Annotated in this window: 21 protein-coding genes and 2 tRNA genes; 9 read left to right on the plus strand and 14 right to left on the minus strand. The window is 67.9% G+C overall.

Annotated features, from left to right (window positions below; genetic code table 11):
• Positions 1-7: 7 nt before the first annotated feature.
• From NDI79_RS11270 to NDI79_RS11290, 5 genes are all read right to left on the minus strand, one after another.
• Positions 8-403 carry a 30S ribosomal protein S11 gene (locus NDI79_RS11270; protein WP_310928552.1) on the minus strand — a complete coding sequence of 132 codons (396 nt, stop codon included), beginning with the start codon at positions 401-403 and terminating at the stop codon, positions 8-10.
• A 6-nt stretch (positions 404-409) separates the two neighbouring features.
• Entirely contained in the window at positions 410-937 is a 528-nt protein-coding gene (locus NDI79_RS11275) for a 30S ribosomal protein S4 (RefSeq protein WP_310928553.1), read from the minus strand.
• Positions 937-1458 carry a 30S ribosomal protein S13 gene (locus tag NDI79_RS11280; RefSeq protein ID WP_310928554.1) on the minus strand — a complete coding sequence of 174 codons (522 nt, stop codon included), beginning with the start codon at positions 1456-1458 and terminating at the stop codon, positions 937-939. Before NDI79_RS11280 ends, NDI79_RS11275 begins: the two co-directional genes overlap by 1 nt.
• A 20-nt stretch (positions 1459-1478) precedes the next feature.
• Positions 1479-1563 (minus strand) — tRNA-Ser (locus tag NDI79_RS11285).
• 164 nt (positions 1564-1727) lie between these two features.
• Positions 1728-2588: an SDR family oxidoreductase gene (locus NDI79_RS11290; RefSeq protein WP_310928555.1), complete on the minus strand. Its 861-nt coding sequence runs from the start codon at positions 2586-2588 to the stop codon at positions 1728-1730.
• 111 nt (positions 2589-2699) lie between these two features.
• On the opposite strand from NDI79_RS11290, the gene NDI79_RS11295 reads away from it, so the two are divergent.
• Complete coding sequence (locus NDI79_RS11295) at positions 2700-3062, plus strand: thioredoxin family protein (protein ID WP_310928556.1); 363 nt, start codon at positions 2700-2702, stop codon at positions 3060-3062.
• Here the strand turns inward: NDI79_RS11295 and NDI79_RS11300 are convergent.
• Positions 3059-3958, minus strand: coding sequence for a universal stress protein (locus NDI79_RS11300; RefSeq protein ID WP_310928557.1), 900 nt, complete (start codon positions 3956-3958; stop codon positions 3059-3061). The genes NDI79_RS11295 and NDI79_RS11300 overlap by 4 nt on opposite strands.
• A 65-nt stretch (positions 3959-4023) precedes the next feature.
• Positions 4024-5031, minus strand: a complete 1008-nt coding sequence (gene moaA, locus NDI79_RS11305) for a GTP 3',8-cyclase MoaA (RefSeq protein ID WP_310928558.1) — start codon at positions 5029-5031, stop codon at positions 4024-4026.
• A gap of 169 nt (positions 5032-5200) precedes the next feature.
• Here moaA and NDI79_RS11310 point away from each other — a divergent pair, with 169 nt between their 5' ends.
• From NDI79_RS11310 to NDI79_RS11320, 3 genes are all read left to right on the plus strand, one after another.
• Positions 5201-6247 (plus strand): Mrp/NBP35 family ATP-binding protein, encoded by a 1047-nt coding sequence (locus NDI79_RS11310; protein ID WP_310928559.1) that lies wholly within the window; start codon positions 5201-5203, stop codon positions 6245-6247.
• A complete protein-coding gene (locus tag NDI79_RS11315; protein ID WP_425499597.1) occupies positions 6244-6573 on the plus strand; it encodes a DUF7976 family protein in 330 nt (109 codons plus the stop codon). The genes NDI79_RS11310 and NDI79_RS11315 overlap by 4 nt, the downstream gene beginning before the upstream one ends.
• Positions 6574-6782: 209 nt before the next feature.
• Positions 6783-7415 carry a uracil-DNA glycosylase gene (locus tag NDI79_RS11320; protein ID WP_425499598.1) on the plus strand — a complete coding sequence of 211 codons (633 nt, stop codon included), beginning with the start codon at positions 6783-6785 and terminating at the stop codon, positions 7413-7415.
• Between the two features lie 33 nt (positions 7416-7448).
• On the opposite strand, the gene NDI79_RS11325 is transcribed toward NDI79_RS11320, so the two are convergent.
• Positions 7449-7718 (minus strand): hypothetical protein, encoded by a 270-nt coding sequence (locus NDI79_RS11325; RefSeq protein ID WP_310928561.1) that lies wholly within the window; start codon positions 7716-7718, stop codon positions 7449-7451.
• 72 nt (positions 7719-7790) lie between these two features.
• Here NDI79_RS11325 and NDI79_RS11330 point away from each other — a divergent pair, with 72 nt between their 5' ends.
• Entirely contained in the window at positions 7791-8552 is a 762-nt protein-coding gene (locus NDI79_RS11330; protein ID WP_310928562.1) for a DUF2064 domain-containing protein, read from the plus strand.
• Between the two features lie 41 nt (positions 8553-8593).
• Positions 8594-8676, plus strand: a tRNA-Ser gene (locus NDI79_RS11335).
• Between the two features lie 338 nt (positions 8677-9014).
• Here the strand turns inward: NDI79_RS11335 and NDI79_RS11340 are convergent.
• Positions 9015-9254: a hypothetical protein gene (locus NDI79_RS11340; protein ID WP_310928563.1), complete on the minus strand. Its 240-nt coding sequence runs from the start codon at positions 9252-9254 to the stop codon at positions 9015-9017.
• Positions 9255-9344: 90 nt separating this feature from the next.
• Between NDI79_RS11340 and NDI79_RS11345 the strand changes: the two genes are divergently transcribed.
• The gene (locus NDI79_RS11345) at positions 9345-9668 is read left to right on the plus strand and encodes a DUF5785 family protein (protein ID WP_310928564.1); all 324 of its coding nucleotides are present in this window, start codon (positions 9345-9347) and stop codon (positions 9666-9668) included.
• Positions 9669-9680: 12 nt separating this feature from the next.
• Here the strand turns inward: NDI79_RS11345 and udk are convergent, their stop codons facing one another.
• On the minus strand, positions 9681-10337 hold the full coding sequence (udk, locus tag NDI79_RS11350) for a uridine kinase (protein WP_310928565.1): 657 nt from the start codon (positions 10335-10337) through the stop codon (positions 9681-9683).
• A 179-nt stretch (positions 10338-10516) separates the two neighbouring features.
• Between udk and NDI79_RS11355 the strand changes: the two genes are divergently transcribed.
• The gene (locus NDI79_RS11355) at positions 10517-11932 is read left to right on the plus strand and encodes an ABC transporter substrate-binding protein (RefSeq protein WP_310928566.1); all 1416 of its coding nucleotides are present in this window, start codon (positions 10517-10519) and stop codon (positions 11930-11932) included.
• A gap of 118 nt (positions 11933-12050) precedes the next feature.
• The gene (locus NDI79_RS11360) at positions 12051-13169 is read left to right on the plus strand and encodes an Ig-like domain-containing protein (protein ID WP_310928567.1); all 1119 of its coding nucleotides are present in this window, start codon (positions 12051-12053) and stop codon (positions 13167-13169) included.
• A 32-nt stretch (positions 13170-13201) separates the two neighbouring features.
• Here the strand turns inward: NDI79_RS11360 and NDI79_RS11365 are convergent, their stop codons facing one another.
• The 4 genes from NDI79_RS11365 to NDI79_RS11380 are packed head-to-tail and all read right to left on the minus strand — an operon-like array spanning position 13202 to position 17337.
• Complete coding sequence (locus NDI79_RS11365; RefSeq protein ID WP_310928568.1) at positions 13202-14011, minus strand: ABC transporter ATP-binding protein; 810 nt, start codon at positions 14009-14011, stop codon at positions 13202-13204.
• On the minus strand, positions 14008-14895 hold the full coding sequence (locus NDI79_RS11370) for an ABC transporter ATP-binding protein (RefSeq protein ID WP_310928569.1): 888 nt from the start codon (positions 14893-14895) through the stop codon (positions 14008-14010). Before NDI79_RS11370 ends, NDI79_RS11365 begins: the two co-directional genes overlap by 4 nt.
• Positions 14888-16234 carry a branched-chain amino acid ABC transporter permease gene (locus NDI79_RS11375; protein WP_310928570.1) on the minus strand — a complete coding sequence of 449 codons (1347 nt, stop codon included), beginning with the start codon at positions 16232-16234 and terminating at the stop codon, positions 14888-14890. Before NDI79_RS11375 ends, NDI79_RS11370 begins: the two co-directional genes overlap by 8 nt.
• Positions 16231-17337 (minus strand): branched-chain amino acid ABC transporter permease, encoded by a 1107-nt coding sequence (locus NDI79_RS11380; protein ID WP_310928571.1) that lies wholly within the window; start codon positions 17335-17337, stop codon positions 16231-16233. Before NDI79_RS11380 ends, NDI79_RS11375 begins: the two co-directional genes overlap by 4 nt.
• Positions 17338-17393 lie beyond the last annotated feature (56 nt).

The raw sequence follows: 17393 nt of genomic DNA on the forward strand, positions 1-17393 counted from the left end.
TTGTGGGTTAGAGTCGGCTGTTTTTCGGCGCGCGCGTCCCGTCGTGCGGGATGGGCGTGACGTCCTCGATGCGGCCGATTTCGAGTCCGGCGCGGGCCAGCGCGCGAATCGTCGCCTGCGCACCGGGGCCGGGGCTCTTGTTGAGGTTGCCGCCGGGCCCGCGCACGCGAACGTGCAGGGCGTCGATGCCGGCCGCTTTGATCTCTTCCGCGACCGTGTCGGCCATCTGCATGGCCGCGTACGGGGACGCCTCGTCGCGGTTCTGCTTCACCACGGCGCCGCCGGACGACTTGGCGACCGTCTCCGCGCCCGTCTGGTCGGTGACCGTGATGAGGGTGTTGTTGAACGATGCGTACACGTGGGCGATGCCCCACGTCGTGCCGGTATTCTCGGATTCGCTCATGGGTTGTTACTCCTGTCCCTCCGCGCGTTCGGGGTGTAGTTCGTCCGCGAGGGGGCTGCCCTCGTCGAACGCGACGCGGTCCTCCTCGACGGCTTCGACCTTCTTCGAGGGGCGCGTGACGCGGCCCTCACCGACGACCACGTGGCCGTGGACGATGAACTGCCGCGACTGCTGCGGCGTGTGACCGATGCCCTTCCGGTAGGCGACGGTCTGCAGGCGGCGTTCGAGGATGTCGGTCACGTCGAGACCGAGCACCTCGCTGATGTCGGCGTCCTCCGAGAGGATGCCGTAGCGGCGGAGTCGGTCGAGGAACTCCTCGCCGAGTTCCTCGGCGGCCTCCATGTCGCCCTGCGCCTCGCCGATGAGGCGTCGGGCCTCGCGGCGGTAGTCGCGCAGTTCGGACTGGGCGCGCCAGAGTTCCTCTTTGTTCTTCAGCCCGTAGCGCCCGAGGAGGTCGGCCTCCTGCGCGATACGTTCGCCTTGGAACGGGTGGTTCGGCGTCTCGTAGAACTTGGTGTTCTTGCCGGTCGCCATTATTCGTCACCCTCCTCGGCTTCGGCGGCCTGTTCTTCCTTGATCGCTTCGACGTTCACGCCGATGGTCCCCTCGGTACGTCCCGTGGACTTCGTGCGCTGTCCGCGCACCTTCTGTCCGCGCTTGTGTCGGACGCCCTTGTAGGAGCTGATCATCTTCATGCGGTTGATGTCGTGGCGGCGCTTCTCTTCGAGGTCCGAGCCGGTCTTGTGGCTGGTCTCGCCGCTGTAGAAGTCGTCGCGGCGGTTGATCATCCACTCGGGGGCGTGGTCGGTGAAGTTCTCGACGACGTCGACGACCGAGTCGATTTCGTCTTCGTCGAGAAGCCCGAACGTCGCCGTTCGGTCCACGCCCGCGGCGTCGGTAACGATGCGCGCCGTGCGCTTGCCGATACCTTTCATGTCGGAGAGACTCCGCTCTACCGACTTCGTGCCGTCCAGGTCGGTCTGACCGATTCGGACGAAGTATCGGAGGTTTTCCTCCTCCTCGGGAGCGTCGTCTTGTGGTTCTTCTGCACTCATGACTGGAAAGTCGGGGCGAGCGTTGCGGCGGGGATTCGAACCCCGGAGGCGATATGCCACAGAGTTAGCAACCCTGCGCCTTGGGCCAGGCTTGGCTACCGCAACTCGTGCTCTATTACTGTCGCCCTTTCGGACTCGGGACCGGTGCCCCTACAGCGTATTGCAGTCGGAACAAAACGTGGACCCTACTTAAGCATCACGATAGGGCGGCCGGGTGAGAGCGGCACACACGCCCCGAAGCGGGCGGTTCCGCCCGAACGCGCCTCCGCTCACCGCCACGCGTCGGCGTAGTCGGCGGCGAACGTCGCCACGTCCCGGGGCGGCCGTCCGAGCACCGCCGACGCGTCGGGTTCGACCCGCCCTGCGAGGCCGAACCGCGCCGTCGCGTAGATACCGAGCATCGCGACGACGAACCCCCAGTCGTGCCCCCGGCGACGCATCCGACGCGCGAACGCCCGGGCCGACGGGTCGACGTACTCGACGGGCCGCCCCAGGACATCCGAGAGGACGGCCGCCACCTCCTCGTACGTCACCGCCTCCGGACCGGTGAGGTCGTAGGCGACGTTCGCGTGCCCCGGTTCGGTCAGCGTCGCGGCGGCGACGGCCCCCACGTCGCGGGCGTCGACGAGGCTGGTCGCGCCGTCGCCCGCCGGGACGAACAGTTCCCCGCGTTCGCGGACGTCGGGGGCGTGGACCTCCGCGAGGTTCTGCATGAAGTAACTCGCGCGGAGGAAGGCGTGCGTCGCCCCCGCGCCCGCGTCGGTGTCGTCGGTTTCGAGGTGGCGTTCGACCCGTCGATGCGGGAGCAGGGGGTTCCGCTCGGCGCCGAGCACCGAGAGGAACGTCACCCGGTCGACACCACACCGGACCGCCGCGTCCGCCGCCGGGAGGAGGCGCCGCGACACCCGCGTCGTTGTCGGCGGCCGGAGGAGGAACAGCCCTGTCGCGCCGTCGAACGCCCGTCCCCACGTCTCGGGGCGCTCGAAGTCGAACTCGACGGTTTCGGTCCCCGCGGGGACCGACGCCGCCGAAGGATTCCGAACCGCGGCCCGCACGTCCGCGCCGCGCGCGAGCAGCGACTCCACGGTCGGTTCGCCCACCGTCCCCGTCGCACCGGTGACGACTATCACGGTGGCGCGTTCGTCGCGGAGCGCAAAGTACGCACGGCCCGTCGTGCGGCCGTGCGCCGACGGCGACACCCCGCCGAAGCGATATAGCCGCGGCGACCCCACTAACCGGGTGTGAGTGCAGAGTCACCCGCGACCGACGCCCCGAACAGACCGATCACCGTCGAATCCGAGGCCGAACTCGACGAACTCGTCGCCGCGAACGGCCTCGTCCTCGTCGACTTCTACACGAAGGGCTGCACGCTGTGTCAGAGCATCGAGCCCGTCCTCGGCAACGTCGCACGCGCGCACGAGGAGTTAACTGTCGCCCTCTGCAACCCCCGAAACGATATCGGCCTCGTCGACCGCTTCGGCATCAGGAGCGTCCCCACTCTCATTCTGTTCGAGGACGGCGAGCGGGTGGGAACGCTGGCGGAGGGGTTCCAGGGCGGCGCGGCCATCGACGAGTTCGTCGCCGAATCGCGGTCGAACGACTAGTTCACCTCCGAGTCGCGGACGACCAGCACCGGCACCTCGCTCCGGCGGACGACGCGCCGAGCGACGCTCCCGAGGGGGACGGCGTCGAGTCCGCGGCGCCTCCGCCCGCCGACTGCGACGAGGTCGAAGCCCCCCTCCGAGTCGAGGACGCGCGCCGCCGGGACGCCCGTCTCGACGACGGCGTCGACGGCGACGCCTCGTTCCGCCGCGTCGACGGCGACGGCCCGGACCGTCTCGCGGGCCGCGGATTCGAGCGACGCTCGAAGCGCCGAGGGCCGAGCGAACCGCTCGTCGACGACCGACAGCGCCGTCACTTCGGCGCCGTACGCGGCCGCCAGCGACACCGCCGCGTCCGCGGCGCGGTCCGCGCCCCCCTCGCCGTCGACGGCGAGGAGGAGGCGGCGGTAGTCGGGCGTCGGGTCCGGTCGCTCCCCGGTCGCCGGCACCACCAGCACCGCGGCGTCGACGGCGTCCACGACGGCCTCCGCGACGCTTCCGAGGAGGAAGCGGCCGACTCCGGTGCGGCCGCGCGTGCCGACGACGACGACGTCGGCCTCCACGTCGGCGGCGAATTCCGCGACGACGGCCGCCGGTCGCCCCTCCTCGACGGCGGTCAGGGCGTGGACGCCCGCCGCCGTCGCCCGCCGCGCCGCGGTGGCGGTGGCCTCCTCGCCCTCGACGGCGGCGCGCGTTCGCTCCCGCCGACGCATCCGCTCGGTCGAGAACGAGTCGGCGTGTCTGTCGTCGACGACGGAGAGAACGTGCAGCGTCGCGTCCGTCCGCGCGGCGAGTTCGACGGCGTGCGCGGCGGCCGCCTCGGCGCCGGCGCTCCCGTCGGTGGCGAGGAGGACGCGGGAGACGGAGAAGGGGTCGGGAGAGTCGGAGGGGGGTGTCATGCGGCTGATACGCCGCGAGGGGAGATATACTGTCGGTCGATCCGGAAACGAGTGAGACGACCCGTTCAGGCGCCGATGTACTTCTCGTTGACGACCCACTGGTCGTCGTCGTCCTGCACGAGGTACTCGCCGTAGTAGGGAACGCGGTTCTCGACCGTCTCCCGGTACGTCTCGCGAATCTCCTCCCGGGTCATCTCGCCCATCGAGCGCAGGTCGTCGTTGCGGTTGAGACAGCCCTTGAGGTAGCCCTCGTGGGTGACGCGGACGCGGTGGCAGTTCGCGCAGAACTCCTCGTTCTCGACGGGGTCGACGATTTCGACCATCCCGGCGCCGTCGCCGTCCGCATTTGTGCTCCCGTCCGAGTCGGGGTCCGTGCTGCTGACCCAGTAGCGCTTGCGGTCGTGCATCTCGCGGTGTTCGACCCGGTCGGCGATGTCCGCGAGCCAATCGTGGACGCGCTGGATATCGATGTTCCACTCGGGGCGACCGGTCAGTTCGGGCATGTACTCGATGAGCTGGAGCTGAAGCCCCTCGTTCTCCGCGACGTAGTCGACCATCTCGTCGACGTAGCCCGCGGTGTGCTCGAAGACGACCATGTTGAGTTTCACCGGCGAGAGGCCGGCGTCGACGGCGGCCCGCACGCCCTCCATCACCTGGTCGTACGCGCCGGACTGGGTTATCTCGGCGAACTCCTCGGGGTCGAGGGCGTCCTGCGAGACGTTCACCCGCGAGAGGCCCGCGGCCTTCAGGTCCTCGGCGCGGCCGGGGAGGAACGTTCCGTTCGTCGTCAGCGACGTCTCCATCGACTCGGGCGTGCGTTCGAGTATCTCCTCTAAGTCCTGCCGGAGCATCGGCTCCCCTCCCGTGAATTTCACCTTCTCGACGCCGAACTCCTCGGCGACTTCGAGGAAGCGGACGACGTCGTCGGCCGACATCTCGTCGTCGTCGGGGTCCATCGGGCCGCGCGTGTCGCCCAACCCCTCGTTGTGGCAGTAGACGCAGTCGAAGTTACACCGGTCGGTGAGAGAGACGCGGACGCCGGTCACCTCGCGTCCGAAATCGTCCTCGAGCATGTCTCGAAACTGGGAGCGAACGCTGATAAATTCGCGGCCCGCCGAACTCGAATAGTAACGACGAGCGGTTACGCGAGCGGGCTCACGTGTCGACGCCGAGTTACGGCCGTCGGCTCCGCGACGGGCCCCTTCAAAACCCTTATTCGGCGCACGGACCCATTCTCGCGGCATGAACGACGAAGCGGTACGCGACCGCCTCCGAGCGGTCGAAGACCCGGACCTCGGCGACGACATCGTCTCGCTCGGCCTCGTCAACGCCGTCGAGGTGGACGACGACGCGGGCGTGGTCCGCATCTCCGTCGCCCTCGGCGCGCCGTACTCGCCGCACGAGACGGACGTCGCCGCGGAAATCAGAGCGCAGTTCGCGGACACCGACTACGAGGTGGACCTCTCGGCGTCGATTCCGGGCGGCCTCTCGGCCGACGAGGACGTCCTGCCCGGCGTGAAGAACGTCATCGCCGTCGCCTCGGGGAAGGGCGGCGTCGGCAAGTCCACCGTCGCGGTGAACCTCGCGGCGGGCCTCTCGAAACTCGGCGCGCGCGTCGGCCTGTTCGACGCCGACGTGTACGGGCCGAACGTTCCGCGCATGGTCTCCGCCGACGAGGCGCCGCAGGCGACGGGCGAACAGCAGATCGTTCCGCCCGAGAGGTACGGGGTGAAACTGATGTCGATGGCGTTCCTCGTCGGCGAGGACGACCCGGTCATCTGGCGCGGCCCGATGGTCCACAAACTGCTGACCCAGTTGGTCGAGGACGTGCAGTGGGGCGAACTCGACTACATGATTCTGGACCTCCCGCCCGGCACCGGAGACACGCAACTGACCGTCCTCCAGACGCTCCCCCTCACGGGCGCGGTCATCGTGACGACGCCGCAGGACGTGGCCATCGACGACGCCCGGAAGGGCCTCCAGATGTTCGGCAAGCACGACACGAACGTGCTCGGCATCGTCGAGAACATGTCGTCGTTCCGGTGTCCCGACTGCGGGTCCTCCCACGACATCTTCGGGACGGGCGGCGGCGAGGCGTTCGCCGCGGAGAACGACCTGCCGTTCCTCGGCGGGATTCCGCTCGACCCCGCCGTACGGACGGGCGGCGACGGCGGCCGGCCGGTCGTCTTAGAGGAGGACAGCGAGACGGCCGACGCCTTCCGCCGACTGACAGAGAACGTCGCGGACATGGCGGGCGTCGTCCGGCGGCGAGAGGCCTCGGGGCGATGAGCGAGGGGGGAACGACCGACCGACCGGCGTCCGAAGTGCGGACCGACGGCGGCGCGCCCGAGGAGTCGGACGCCGACGACCCCGACTGGGAGATGGCCCCCGACTCCGAGGCCGAGTTCGAACCGGACGCCGACCGCCGGGAACTGCTTCGCGAGGTGGCCGAGGAGGTGTACGGCGACTCCTCGGAGAGCCGACAGCTCTCGGCCGTCCTCTACCGCGTGAGCGACCTGTACGACCCCGACGAGGACACCTCCCCCGAGGAGATATATCTGAACGTCCGGCACATCATGGACATCAAGGAGCAGGGCGGCCTGCGAACCGAGTAATCGCTTCACTTCCGCTTTCGGCGTGACGGCCGTTTCTCACACTTCGGCCTCGAACCCGCCGCACGTCGCGTCTGTCCCGACGTTCACTTTCACCGTGCACTCCACTCGTCGGCCGTCGTCTCTCGTCGGCCGTTCGCGAACCCGGCGCGACGGACGGCGTCGACGGACCGAGAGCGACCACTTTTCACCGTCGCGGCCGAGGGGCGAACGTGGACGCCGAACAACACACCCTCGAGAACCCGTTCAACATGGACCCCGACTGCGAGAACTGTCCGGGCCTCTGCGACGTCCGCGAGAACGTCGCGCACGGGTACGGGGACGTGGGCGGGGAGTTCCTGTTCATCGGGGAGCGACCCAGCGAGGGCGCCGACCGGAACGGGATTCCGTTCACCGGCGAGTCGGACGAGCGACTCCAGCGCATCCTCGGCGACCTCGGCTTCTCGCGGTCGCCGCCGGACAGCGACCGGCCGGACCTCCAGAACGCCTTTCTCACCTACCTCACGCGCTGCCGGCACCCCGACCGGCGGCCGACCGACGAGGAGGTGCTCACCTGCGAACCCTATCTCAACGCCGAGGTGCGGATGATAAACCCCGAGATAATCGTCCCCGTCGGTCAGCGGCCCCTAGAGGAGTTGGCCATCGACTACACGACGCGCGCGCCGGACAGTTTCGACGTCGAAGCCGAGCACGCGACGACGATTCGCGGGCGCGGCTTCGAACTCGTCCCGATGCTGTCGCTGGACGAACAGACCGACGAGGACACCGAGGCGTTCGTCGACCACGTCCTCGAATCGGTGTTCTCGCGGGACTATCGGCAGACGAAGGGGCGGCGGAGTCGCTGAGGCGGGCGGCGAGCGACGGTTCGGTTTCGAAGCTCAGGTCCGCCAGTACGGCGTCGCCGTCTTCCTCGCTCGCCGCGCGCCGTACAGCACCGCTCCGGCGACGGCGACGAGGAGCGACGCGCCGACGAGGAGCGACCACGCCTCCGCGGCGAACAGCCAGTACAGGCCGGCGGCGACGCCGAGGAGGACCACGAGGGCGGCGCCGAGAGACGAGAGCGCGCGCGTGAGTCCCGAGGCGGCCGGTCCGTCCGTCGGCGGTCCGTCTCTCGGTCGGACGTTGTCGGTCCGATGGTTCGGGGGCACACCCTCCCTTGGGTCGGGGGACACTTGAACCGAAACGGCGAGTTGAAGGGTCGCCCTCTCCGAGGGTGGGACATGACCGTCGTCGTTCTCCTGGCCGACCCGCCGCGCCCCGGACTCGCGCTCTCCGAACTCGCCGCGACGAGTCCGCTGTCGGAGGCGGAGGCCGCGGACCTGCACGCCGCGATGCTGAAGGACGCGATGGTCGCCGTCTCGCGTTCCGGCGGCGACCTACTCGTGAACTACCCCGCCGAGGAGCACCTCCCGGAAGCCCACCGGAAAGAGGAGGGAACGGCGGAGGCCGAGATGCGCGCCCTCGCCGTCGACGCCCTGGAGGACCCCGACGAAGTCCGCTTCGAGGTGCAGGTCGGGTCGTCGTTCGACGCGCGCGCGGGGAACACGATACAGCACCTCCTCCGCGACGAGGACGTCGCCTCGGCGGCCCTCCTCCGCGGCGACGCCCCGTTCTTCACCCGCGCGAAGTTGGACACCGTGTCGACGAAACTCCGGACGAGCGACGTCGTCATCGGTCCGTCCAGCGGCGGGCGGTGCTACGTCGCCGGCTTCTGCGAATCCGTCGACTTCGCGGGGGCCTTCGAGGCGCCGGAACTGCAGACCGTCACCGACCGAGCGACGGACGCCGGACACGGCGTGGCGTTCGCGGAGTTCCAACCGACCGTCCGGACGGGCGCGGACCTGCTGACGCTCGTGCCGATGATTCGGGCGCGCTGGCGGGCGAGCAGTATCGTCCCCGGTCACACGGCCGAGTTCGTCGTCGAGGAGGGCCTCCGGGTCGTCGACGACGGGGGCGACCCGACGCTGGTCCGCGAGGACTGACCGACAGGCCTTAGAACGACCCCCGAGAAGCACGGTCCGTTGGTGGGATGGCAGAGTGGACTATTGCGCCGGTCTTGAAAACCGGTGGCCTTCGGCCTCCTGGGTTCAAATCCCAGTCCCACCGCATTCTGACGCGAGCACATCAGCGAGCACCGCGTAGCGTGTGCTCGCTCTCCCCGTGAGCGTCGAATCGAATACGCTGGCGATTTGAATCAGGGAGCGACGTGAACGGAGTGAACGAGCGACCGTGGTTCAAATCCCAGTCCCACCGCGTTTTGCGAGCGAAACCACACGCCGCAGTCTCGTCTGCGGCGTCCGCGTGAACGAGCAAACCGGAGACGGCTGGGATTTGAGCAGCGAGCAACGCGAAGCGTTGTGAGTGAGTTCAAATCCCAGTCCCACCGCATTCTGACGCGAGCACATCAGCGAGCACCGCGTAGCGTGTGCTCGCACTCTCCGACGTCACTCCACCGACAGGCGAGTCGCGACGTAGCGCAGACAGGAGTAGACGGCGAGGCCGCCGACGCCGGCGACGAGAACGGCTTCGCCGACGGCGAATCCGGCGCCGGTCAGCGCCCATCCCGCGAGCAGTCCGCAGGCGAGCGCCGCGGCGGCGAGCAGCAGGGGGGTTGACGCGCCGCCGGAATCGCGGCCGGAGTCGGGACCGGACGCGTCGCCGCGGTCGGACGAGGAAGGCGTCACGGGCCGACGTCGGGTCTCCGACGACAAATCCCTGCCGTCGGCGTCCCCGAGATGCGTAACGGCTATGGGTCGCCCTCCCAACGTCGAACCATGGACTGGCCACACGACCCCGACGGCGAGGAGGGAAGCGAGGGGATGCGGAAGTACGGGCAGGCGATCATCGCGAAGAAGATAGACGAGGAGGAGGACTTCCCCCTCTCGCGCGACGAGTTCGTCGAGGCGCACGGCGACGAACCGATTCGAATCGACTACCAGACGGTCGTCCCCCTGCGGGACATCTTCGAGAACGTCGAACAGGAGGAGTTCGACGCGTTCGTCCCGTTCCACAAGGCCGTCGGACGGGCGATGCGCGAGTCGGGCTACTGGTTCTACGAGGGCGCCGACCAGTTCGTCAGCGGCAAGAAGAGCGCCTGAACGACCGGAAAGCTATCGCTCCGGCGCCGGACGCTCCCAGTCGCGCACCGCGTCGCCGTGCACCTCCGCCATCACCTTCTCCTCTAAGAGGTTCACCGCGACGCTGTTTGCCCCTTCGGGGATGATGAGGTCGGCGTGCTTCTTCGAGGGTTCGATGAACTGCTCGTGCATCGGCTTCACCGTCGAGAGGTACTGGTCGATGACGCCCTCCAGGTCGCGCCCGCGTTCGATAACGTCGCGTTCGATTCGGCGGAGGATGCGCACGTCGGCGTCCGTCTCGACGTAGAGGCGCAGGTCGAACATCTCGTTGACGTCCTCGTCGTACAGCGCGAGGATACCCTCGACGATGATGACGTCCGTCGGTTCGACCGTCGTCGCCTCCTCCTTGCGGTTGTGTATCTCGAAGTCGTACACCGGCATCTCGATGGGTTGCCCTTCCAGCAGCGTCGAGAGCTGTTCTCGCAGGAGGTCCCACTCGAACGCCGAGGGGTGGTCGTAGTTGACGTCCTCGCGTTCGGAGAGGTCGAGGTGGCTCAGGTCCTCGTAGTAGTTGTCGATGGGGATGCGCGTGACGGACTCGCCGACGTTCTCCGTGATGAGTCGCGCGACGGTTGTCTTGCCCGCGCCGGTCCCGCCAGCGATACCGATGACGAACGACGGGATGGTCATCGGTGGAGAACGCGTCCGCGCCGATTTGAGCGTGGCGGTTCGCCTCCGAAACGTCTCAGTTGCTCCCTCGTGTGTCAGTAACAACCACCAACGTTTCGCGGGTGTCAAACGTGCGAATTCGAGTCATTTTGGCGAACCGAAGGGTAGATTTATAAACGGTAACTGCCTTTGCGAGTCACATGGCACGTGATATCGTACGGCGTGACTTTCTGAAAAGAGCGGGTGCGGCCGGGGCAGTCGGCGTGGTGGGGCTGTCGGGATGCATCGGAAGCCCGGACAACGGCGGGACCGAGACGCAGGGCGAGACCGAGACCGACGCCGGGTCGGGTACCGACGGGGGCGGCGAGACCGAGACCGAGGGTAGCGGCGGCGGCGGCAGCGGCGACGGACCGGACGGACTGGTCGTCATCGGCTACCCCGAGAGCGGGATTCAGCTGTTCCGCGACTACTACAGCCAGTCCGACGGGGCCGAGGCCATCCTCATCCCCGACGGCCTGCGCGACGGGGCGCTCCCGGCGCAGGTCGGCAACGACATGGAGAACGTGACGGGGACGGCGCCGGCGGCCGGCGGCCCGAACCAGGAGGCGTTCGTCTCCCTCTTCCAAGAGGAGTACGGCTCCGCGCCCGGCGTGTTCACCTCCCAGTCGTTCGACTCGGCGGCCATCGGCATCCTGGCGAACGCCGCGGCCGGCGAGAACAGCGGCCCCGCCATCAAAGAGCAGATGCGTCGCATCGCCAACCCCGGCGGGATGGAGGTCGGTCCGGACAACTTCGTCGAGGGCGTCGAGGCCGCCGCCAACGGCGAGGACGTCAACTATCAGGGGGCCTCCTCGTCGACGAACTTCGACCAGAACGGCGATCCCGCCTCCGCGGCGTACGCCATCTGGGAGTTCGAGGGCGTCGACTCGCAGTCGACCACGACCATCGAGACGCAGTCGTTCCAGGGGCAGAACCCCAACGGCGCCGGTCCCGCGGCGGACAGCGCGCCGGGCGGCAGCGACCGCGAGATATCGCTCGGAATCCTCCTGCCGGAGACCGGCGACCTCGCCTCGACCGGCCAGCCGATGATTCAGGCCGCGCAGATTCCCGGCATGCTGGTCAACGACGCGAACCCGGCGGGTCTGTCCGTCAATCAGCAGATAGAGGACACCCAGACCTCGCCGAGCGCGGGGGTCTCCGCGGCGCAGTCGCTCGCCAGCGCGGGCGTCCCGTTCGTCTGCGGGACGGCCTCCTCGGGCGTCAACGTTCCCGTCTCCCAGCAGGTGTTCATCCCCAACGAGATGATCGGCTGCTCGCCGTCGTCGACGGCGCTGTCGGTGTCGAACCTCGAGGACAACGACTACATCTTCCGGACGGCGCCGTCGGACCGCCTGCAGGGCCGCGTGATGGCGCAGGTGATGGCCGAACGGCTGAACGCCTCGACGGTGTCGACGCTGTACGTCAACAACGACTACGGTCAGCAACTCTCCGAACGCTTCTCCGGCGTCTTCGAGGACAGCTTCGACGGCGAGGTACTCACGCAGGTGGCGTTCAACATCGGCGAGTCGTCGTACTCCTCGGTCATCGAGTCGGCGCTGTCCGGGTCGAGCAACTGAGCCGGCCGAAATCAGATTTTTTGCGTCCACTCCGCGAGCGACGGCGTTTCGGCGGGGCCGTCTGGAAACTCGTTCCCTCGACAGAAGATACTCGTACTGTCGAATAGACGACCACTCGATGAAGCGCCGCGCCCTCCTCTCCGCGCTGAGTTCTGCCTCGGTCTTCGGGACCGCGGGCTGTCTATCGGATTCGAACGGTTCGACCCCCTCGTCGGGGGCGACGAGTACGGCGACCGGAATCCCATCGACGACGGGAACCGAAGCGTCCACGCCGGCAGCGACGGAGGCGAGCACGCCCCCCGAACCGGACGACCGAGTCGGAATCGGCGTCCTGAACGAGACCGAGACGGCGCACACCCTCTCGATTCGACTCGCGGACGCCGAGAGGGGGACGGAAATTCTCGCCGAGACGCTCGACGTCCGCGACGGAATCCATCGAGGCGTCGACGGGAGCGAAGTCGGCGAGGGGACCTACAGTGTCGTCGCCGACGTCGACGCCGGCGCGACGCTGGAGTACGAGTGGCGCGTGACTCCGCAACTCCGCCAACTCACCTTGGTCCTCACGGAGGATGGCGGACTCGAACCGCGCCAACGAGCGACTGCAGACGTCGACGACGACCTCCCGTACACCGTCGACGGTGCGTCGAGCATCCACGCGCCGCCGCACGCGGAAGTGAGGAACGACGGCGACGCGGACGCCGTCTTGACCCTCGCACTCGAACGCGAGGGCGAGCGGTTCTTCGAACACGCATTCGAGGCGACGACCGACCGGGAAATCCACACGCCGCCGCTCGTCGCCTCCGCGGGGACGTACGACGTGGTCGCGGAGGCCGACGACGGCCGTCGGGCGACTTACGAGTGGGAGATACCCGAGAACTATCACTGGCCGCTGTTGGCCGTCCTCGTCGACGAGGACGGCGTGCTGAGAGTCGGCTGTTCGTTCTCACGGGAGGCGCCCGTCTCGGTGGAGAACCGCGACGGAACCGACCGCGAACTCACGCTCCGACTCAGTTCGGGAGGGGATATCGTCGCCGAGGCGACGGAGTCCGTGCCGCCCGGCGGCCGAATCATCGCGCTCGATACCCCTATCGGCGGCGAGTACGAGTTGCACGCGGAGACCGCCGAGGGAACGGCCACGGCCGACTATTCGACGTGTTACTGTTACAGCACGGATACGAGGGTCAGAATAGACGAGGGAGTTCCGAGTATCGACTCGCCTCGACTCGTCTGTGAGTGACTCTACCGAAGGGGAAGCGGCACCGGGTCGGGCTACCCGCCGAGGAAGTCCCGGCGGACCTGCTCGTCCTCTAAGAGCGCCCGGCCGGAGTCGACGTAGCGGTTCTCGCCGTTGGCGAGGACGTAGCCGCGGTCGCAGCGCCTGAGCGCCTCCTTGGCGTTCTGCTCGACCATCAGTACCGCGGTGCCGGCCTCGTTTATCTCGTCTATCTTGTCGAACATCTCCTCGACCAGGTCCGGCGCGAGGCCGGCCGACGGTTCGTCGAGGAGGAGCAGCGACGGGTCGAGCATCAGCGCGCGACCCATCGCGAGCATCTGCTGTTGCCCGCCGGACATCGTGCCGGCCTTCTGGTCGTCTCGTTCCTCTAAGATGGGGAAGCGCTCGAACACCATATCGAGAGCGTCCTGCGGCACCTCGTCGAGGATGTACGCGCCCATCTCCAGGTTCTCGCGGACCGTGAGCGAGGCGAACACGTTGTCGTTCTGCGGCACGTAGCCGATTCCCTCGTGGATGATGTCTTCGGGCTGTAAGCCGGTGACGTCCTCGCCCTCGAACGTCACCGTGCCGCCCATGAGGTTGGTGAGCCCGAAGACGGACTTCATCAGCGTCGACTTGCCCGCGCCGTTGGGGCCGACGATGGTGACGTACTCGCCGTCGTGGACGTCCATGTCGACGTCGGTGAGAATCTGTAAGTCGCCGTAACCCGCGTCGAGGTTCCGGACGCGGAGCAGTTCGGCGCCCTCGCTCTCGGGCGTCGACTCGGCGGTGGCGGCGCCGGCCGACGAGTCGGAGTCGGGCGACTCCGCGGCGTCGGTGTCGGCAGCGTCGGCGTCGGTGCTCATACGTTCCCCCCGAGGTACGCCTCGATGACGTCCTCGTTCGATTTGATGTCCGCGGGCGTCCCCTCGGTGAGGACGCGCCCCTGGTGCAGTACGATGACGTGCTCGCAGTTCTCCATGATGAGGTCCATGTCGTGTTCGACCAGGAGGAAGGTGTAGCCCTGGTCTTTCAGGGCGTGGATGTGTTCGAGCAGGCGCTTCTCCAGGGAGGGGTTGACGCCCGCGAACGGTTCGTCCAAGAGCAGCATGTCGGGGTCCGTCAGGAGCGCCCGCGCCATCTCCAAGAGTTTCCGCTGCCCGCCGGAGAGGTTGCCCGCGTACTCGTCGGCGATGTGGTCGATGTCGAAGAACTCCAGGACGTCCCAGACCCGGTCGAGGAGTTCCTCCTCCTGTGCGATGACGTCGTCGCGGACGCCCGGCGTCACCGACCGCCAGAGCTTCTCGCCGCGCTGTCCCTTCGGCGCGAGCATCATGTTCTCCAAGACCGTCATGTCTTCGAGTTCGCGCGCTATCTGGAACGTCCGGACGAGCCCCTTGTTCGCGATGGCGTGCGGTTCCATCCCGGTGATGTCCTCGTCGTTGAACGTCACCGTCCCCTCGTCGGGCGTGAGCATGCCGGTGATGAGGTTGAACGTCGTCGACTTACCGGCGCCGTTCGGGCCGATGAGCCCCGTCAGCGTGCCGCCCTCGACGGAGAACGACGCGTCGTCGACGGCGGTGATGCCGCCGAAGGACTTTCTGAGCCCCTCGACTTCGAGCGGGCGCTCCGCCGTCACGTTCGGTCCGCCGCCGCCCAGAATGGGCGCGTCGGCCGGCGGTTCGGTCGCGTTCGGTCCCGTCTCGGTCGCATTCGCGTTCGTGTTCGCGTCGTTCTCGGTCTTACTCATTGCGCTCGCCCCCGTCTCCGTCGTCGCTCTCCGTCCCGCCGTCCGTCGCGGCGGCCCGCGCATGGTTCGCCGTGAGCGGGATGCCCGCGGCCGTCTCCTTGCGGTGGCCGAGCATCCCCTCGGGGCGGTTGTGCATCAACCAGATGAGCACCAGCCCCATCAGGACGAGCTGTAACTGTCGGATGCTGTCGACGGTGTAGTAGAACAGCGGCGCCGGGTTGAGATTCGAGATGAGCGGCGCCACGGCCGGGCCGAAACTCGACGGCGCGTTGAACGCCGGGAGCGCCGTGTCGACGAGGTTCTTGAAGTAGCGCGGCCCCTGGTACAGCACCGCCGCGAAGACGGCGCCGCCGAGCACGCTCCCCGTGTTCGACCCCGCGCCGCCGATGATGAGCGCTATCCAGACGAAGAAGGTGATACGCGGGCGGAACGTGTTCGGCGTCACCGCCCCCTGCGTCATGAACCAGAGGATGCCCGCCAGTCCCATCAGCGCGCACCCGAGCATGAACGACTTGATCTTGAACTGGTTCGTGTTCTTTCCGAGGGAGTTCGCCACGTCCTCGTCCTCGCGGATGGCCTTGAGGACGCGGCCGAACGGCGACTCGCCGGTGCGCTTCAACAGCCAGTAGTACGCCGCGACGAACAGGAGTAAGACGAGACCGTACACCAGTCCGTCGACGACCGGTTTCGGGTTGGTCGGGACGATGGCGCCGAACGCGTCGACGAAACCGAGGTAGGCGCCCCACAGCCCGAACGTCTCGAAGAACGCCTGTAGGGGGTCGGTGAAGTCGAGGATGAGCCCCGACCCGCCGCCGAAGCCGACGCGGTTGCCGAACAGGGTGAACTGCTGGAACTCCCCCGAGAGGAAGCTGAAGCGAACGATTTCCGACATCGCGATGGTGACGATGGCGAGGTAGTCGGCCCGCAACCTGAGCGCCGGCAGGGCGACCACGAGTCCGAGCAGTGCCGCGGCGACCATGCCGACGGCGATGCCGACGACGAGAGGGAGGCCGAGGCCGCCCACCTGCGCCGCGCCGCCGGACTGGTAGACCGGCTTCGACACCAGCGCCATCACGTAGATGCCGACGGCCATGAAGCCGACGATGCCGATGTTGAAGAGTCCGGTGTAGCCCCAGTGGAGGTTCAGCGCCAGCGCCAGCATCGCGAAGACGCCGATGTAGAACGTCAACACCGCGACGGTGTTGAGTTGGCCGCGCAGCGAGTAGCCGAGGCCGACCCCGGCGAGCACGTACGCGGCGTACAGCACCACGAGGGCGGCGACGATGAGGCCGGCGTCGCCGCCGGGCACTCGGTCCGCGAGGTCCTCGCGGACGCTCATGCGGTCGACCTCCCGCTGAACAGTCCCGACGGCTTCACGAGCAGGATGACGATCATCACGAAGAACGCCGCCGCGCGGGCGAACGCCGAGGGAATCCAGATGACCGACAGCGACGCCGTCAGTCCGATGACGAGGCCGCCCGCGATGGCGCCGTACACCGACCCGATGCCGCCGAGGATGACGGCCGCGAAGATCAGGAGGAGAAGCAGCCAGCCGTCGTTGAAGCCGAGCGTCCCCTTCCAGAGCACGAACATGTAGCCGGCGACGCCGGTGAGGCCGCCGCCGATGATCCACACCGCGCGGACGACCCGTTCGGTCGGGATGCCCGTGACGCGCGCGAGGTCCTCGTTGTCGGCCATCGCCCGCATCGCCTTGCCCAGTTTCGTCCGCTGGAGCAGGAGGTGTACGCCGAGCATCAGACCGCCGGCGACGACGACGAGCGTCAGGTCGTGCATGTTGATGCGGACCGCCCCGTCGACGAAGTACGCCGAGACGGCCGGCGGTTGCGCCGTCGTCCCGCGCACGTCCGACCCGAAGACGAACTGCATCATGTAGCGGAGCGCGAACGCGACGCCGATGCTCGTGATGAGCAGCGTGATGCCGTCCTCGTCGCGGATGGGCCGGAAGATGAACCGGTCGACCCCCAGCGAGAGGGCGATAGTGAACGCTCCGGCGACGACGAGGCCGGCCACGACGGCTATCGGCGTCCCCGTGATACCGATACCGAGCGCGCCGCCGAACACCGACCCGCCGGCGCCGACGAGCAGCAGCGACCCGATGTCGGCGCGCCCGAGGCCCGCCAGTAGGTAGGTCGTCCCCCACCCGGAGAACGCCCCCGCGGTGATGTAGTCGCCGTGCGCGAAGTTCGCGAAGTTCAGGATGCTGTACGTCATCGAGAGTCCGATACCCGCTAACCCGATTACCAGCCCACGCATGAGGCCGTCCCATACCAGTGACCCCACGTCACTGAATGCAGTCCGCCCGGAGGCGAGACCGGCGACGAGGTCTCCGAAGAGGAGAACCCCGACGATGGCCAGAAGAAGCGCCCCGGGTCTGTCGACTGCGAACCGGCGACCGCGTGAGTAGGTCTCAGCGATACCCATTGATAACTATCCTCACGGTATTTGCGGACGTGAAACGATGATAAGTCTTTCTTCAT

Source organism: Halogeometricum sp. S3BR5-2 (genome assembly GCF_031624635.1).
Lineage (GTDB): Archaea > Halobacteriota > Halobacteria > Halobacteriales > Haloferacaceae > Halogeometricum > Halogeometricum luteum.

Coding starts and splice junctions, on each gene's coding strand:
- NDI79_RS11355 (WP_310928566.1), top strand. CDS start 10,517: ATGGCACGTGATATCGTACGGCGTGACTTTCTGAAAAGAGCGGGTGCG.
- NDI79_RS11300 (WP_310928557.1), bottom strand. CDS start 3,958: ATGACACCCCCCTCCGACTCTCCCGACCCCTTCTCCGTCTCCCGCGTC.
- udk (WP_310928565.1), bottom strand. CDS start 10,337: ATGACCATCCCGTCGTTCGTCATCGGTATCGCTGGCGGGACCGGCGCG.
- NDI79_RS11345 (WP_310928564.1), top strand. CDS start 9,345: ATGGACTGGCCACACGACCCCGACGGCGAGGAGGGAAGCGAGGGGATG.
- NDI79_RS11370 (WP_310928569.1), bottom strand. CDS start 14,895: ATGAGTAAGACCGAGAACGACGCGAACACGAACGCGAATGCGACCGAG.
- NDI79_RS11270 (WP_310928552.1), bottom strand. CDS start 403: ATGAGCGAATCCGAGAATACCGGCACGACGTGGGGCATCGCCCACGTG.
- NDI79_RS11365 (WP_310928568.1), bottom strand. CDS start 14,011: ATGAGCACCGACGCCGACGCTGCCGACACCGACGCCGCGGAGTCGCCC.
- moaA (WP_310928558.1), bottom strand. CDS start 5,031: ATGCTCGAGGACGATTTCGGACGCGAGGTGACCGGCGTCCGCGTCTCT.
- NDI79_RS11330 (WP_310928562.1), top strand. CDS start 7,791: ATGACCGTCGTCGTTCTCCTGGCCGACCCGCCGCGCCCCGGACTCGCG.
- NDI79_RS11360 (WP_310928567.1), top strand. CDS start 12,051: ATGAAGCGCCGCGCCCTCCTCTCCGCGCTGAGTTCTGCCTCGGTCTTC.
- NDI79_RS11275 (WP_310928553.1), bottom strand. CDS start 937: ATGGCGACCGGCAAGAACACCAAGTTCTACGAGACGCCGAACCACCCG.
- NDI79_RS11280 (WP_310928554.1), bottom strand. CDS start 1,458: ATGAGTGCAGAAGAACCACAAGACGACGCTCCCGAGGAGGAGGAAAAC.
- NDI79_RS11310 (WP_310928559.1), top strand. CDS start 5,201: ATGAACGACGAAGCGGTACGCGACCGCCTCCGAGCGGTCGAAGACCCG.
- NDI79_RS11380 (WP_310928571.1), bottom strand. CDS start 17,337: ATGGGTATCGCTGAGACCTACTCACGCGGTCGCCGGTTCGCAGTCGAC.
- NDI79_RS11375 (WP_310928570.1), bottom strand. CDS start 16,234: ATGAGCGTCCGCGAGGACCTCGCGGACCGAGTGCCCGGCGGCGACGCC.
- NDI79_RS11315 (WP_425499597.1), top strand. CDS start 6,244: ATGAGCGAGGGGGGAACGACCGACCGACCGGCGTCCGAAGTGCGGACC.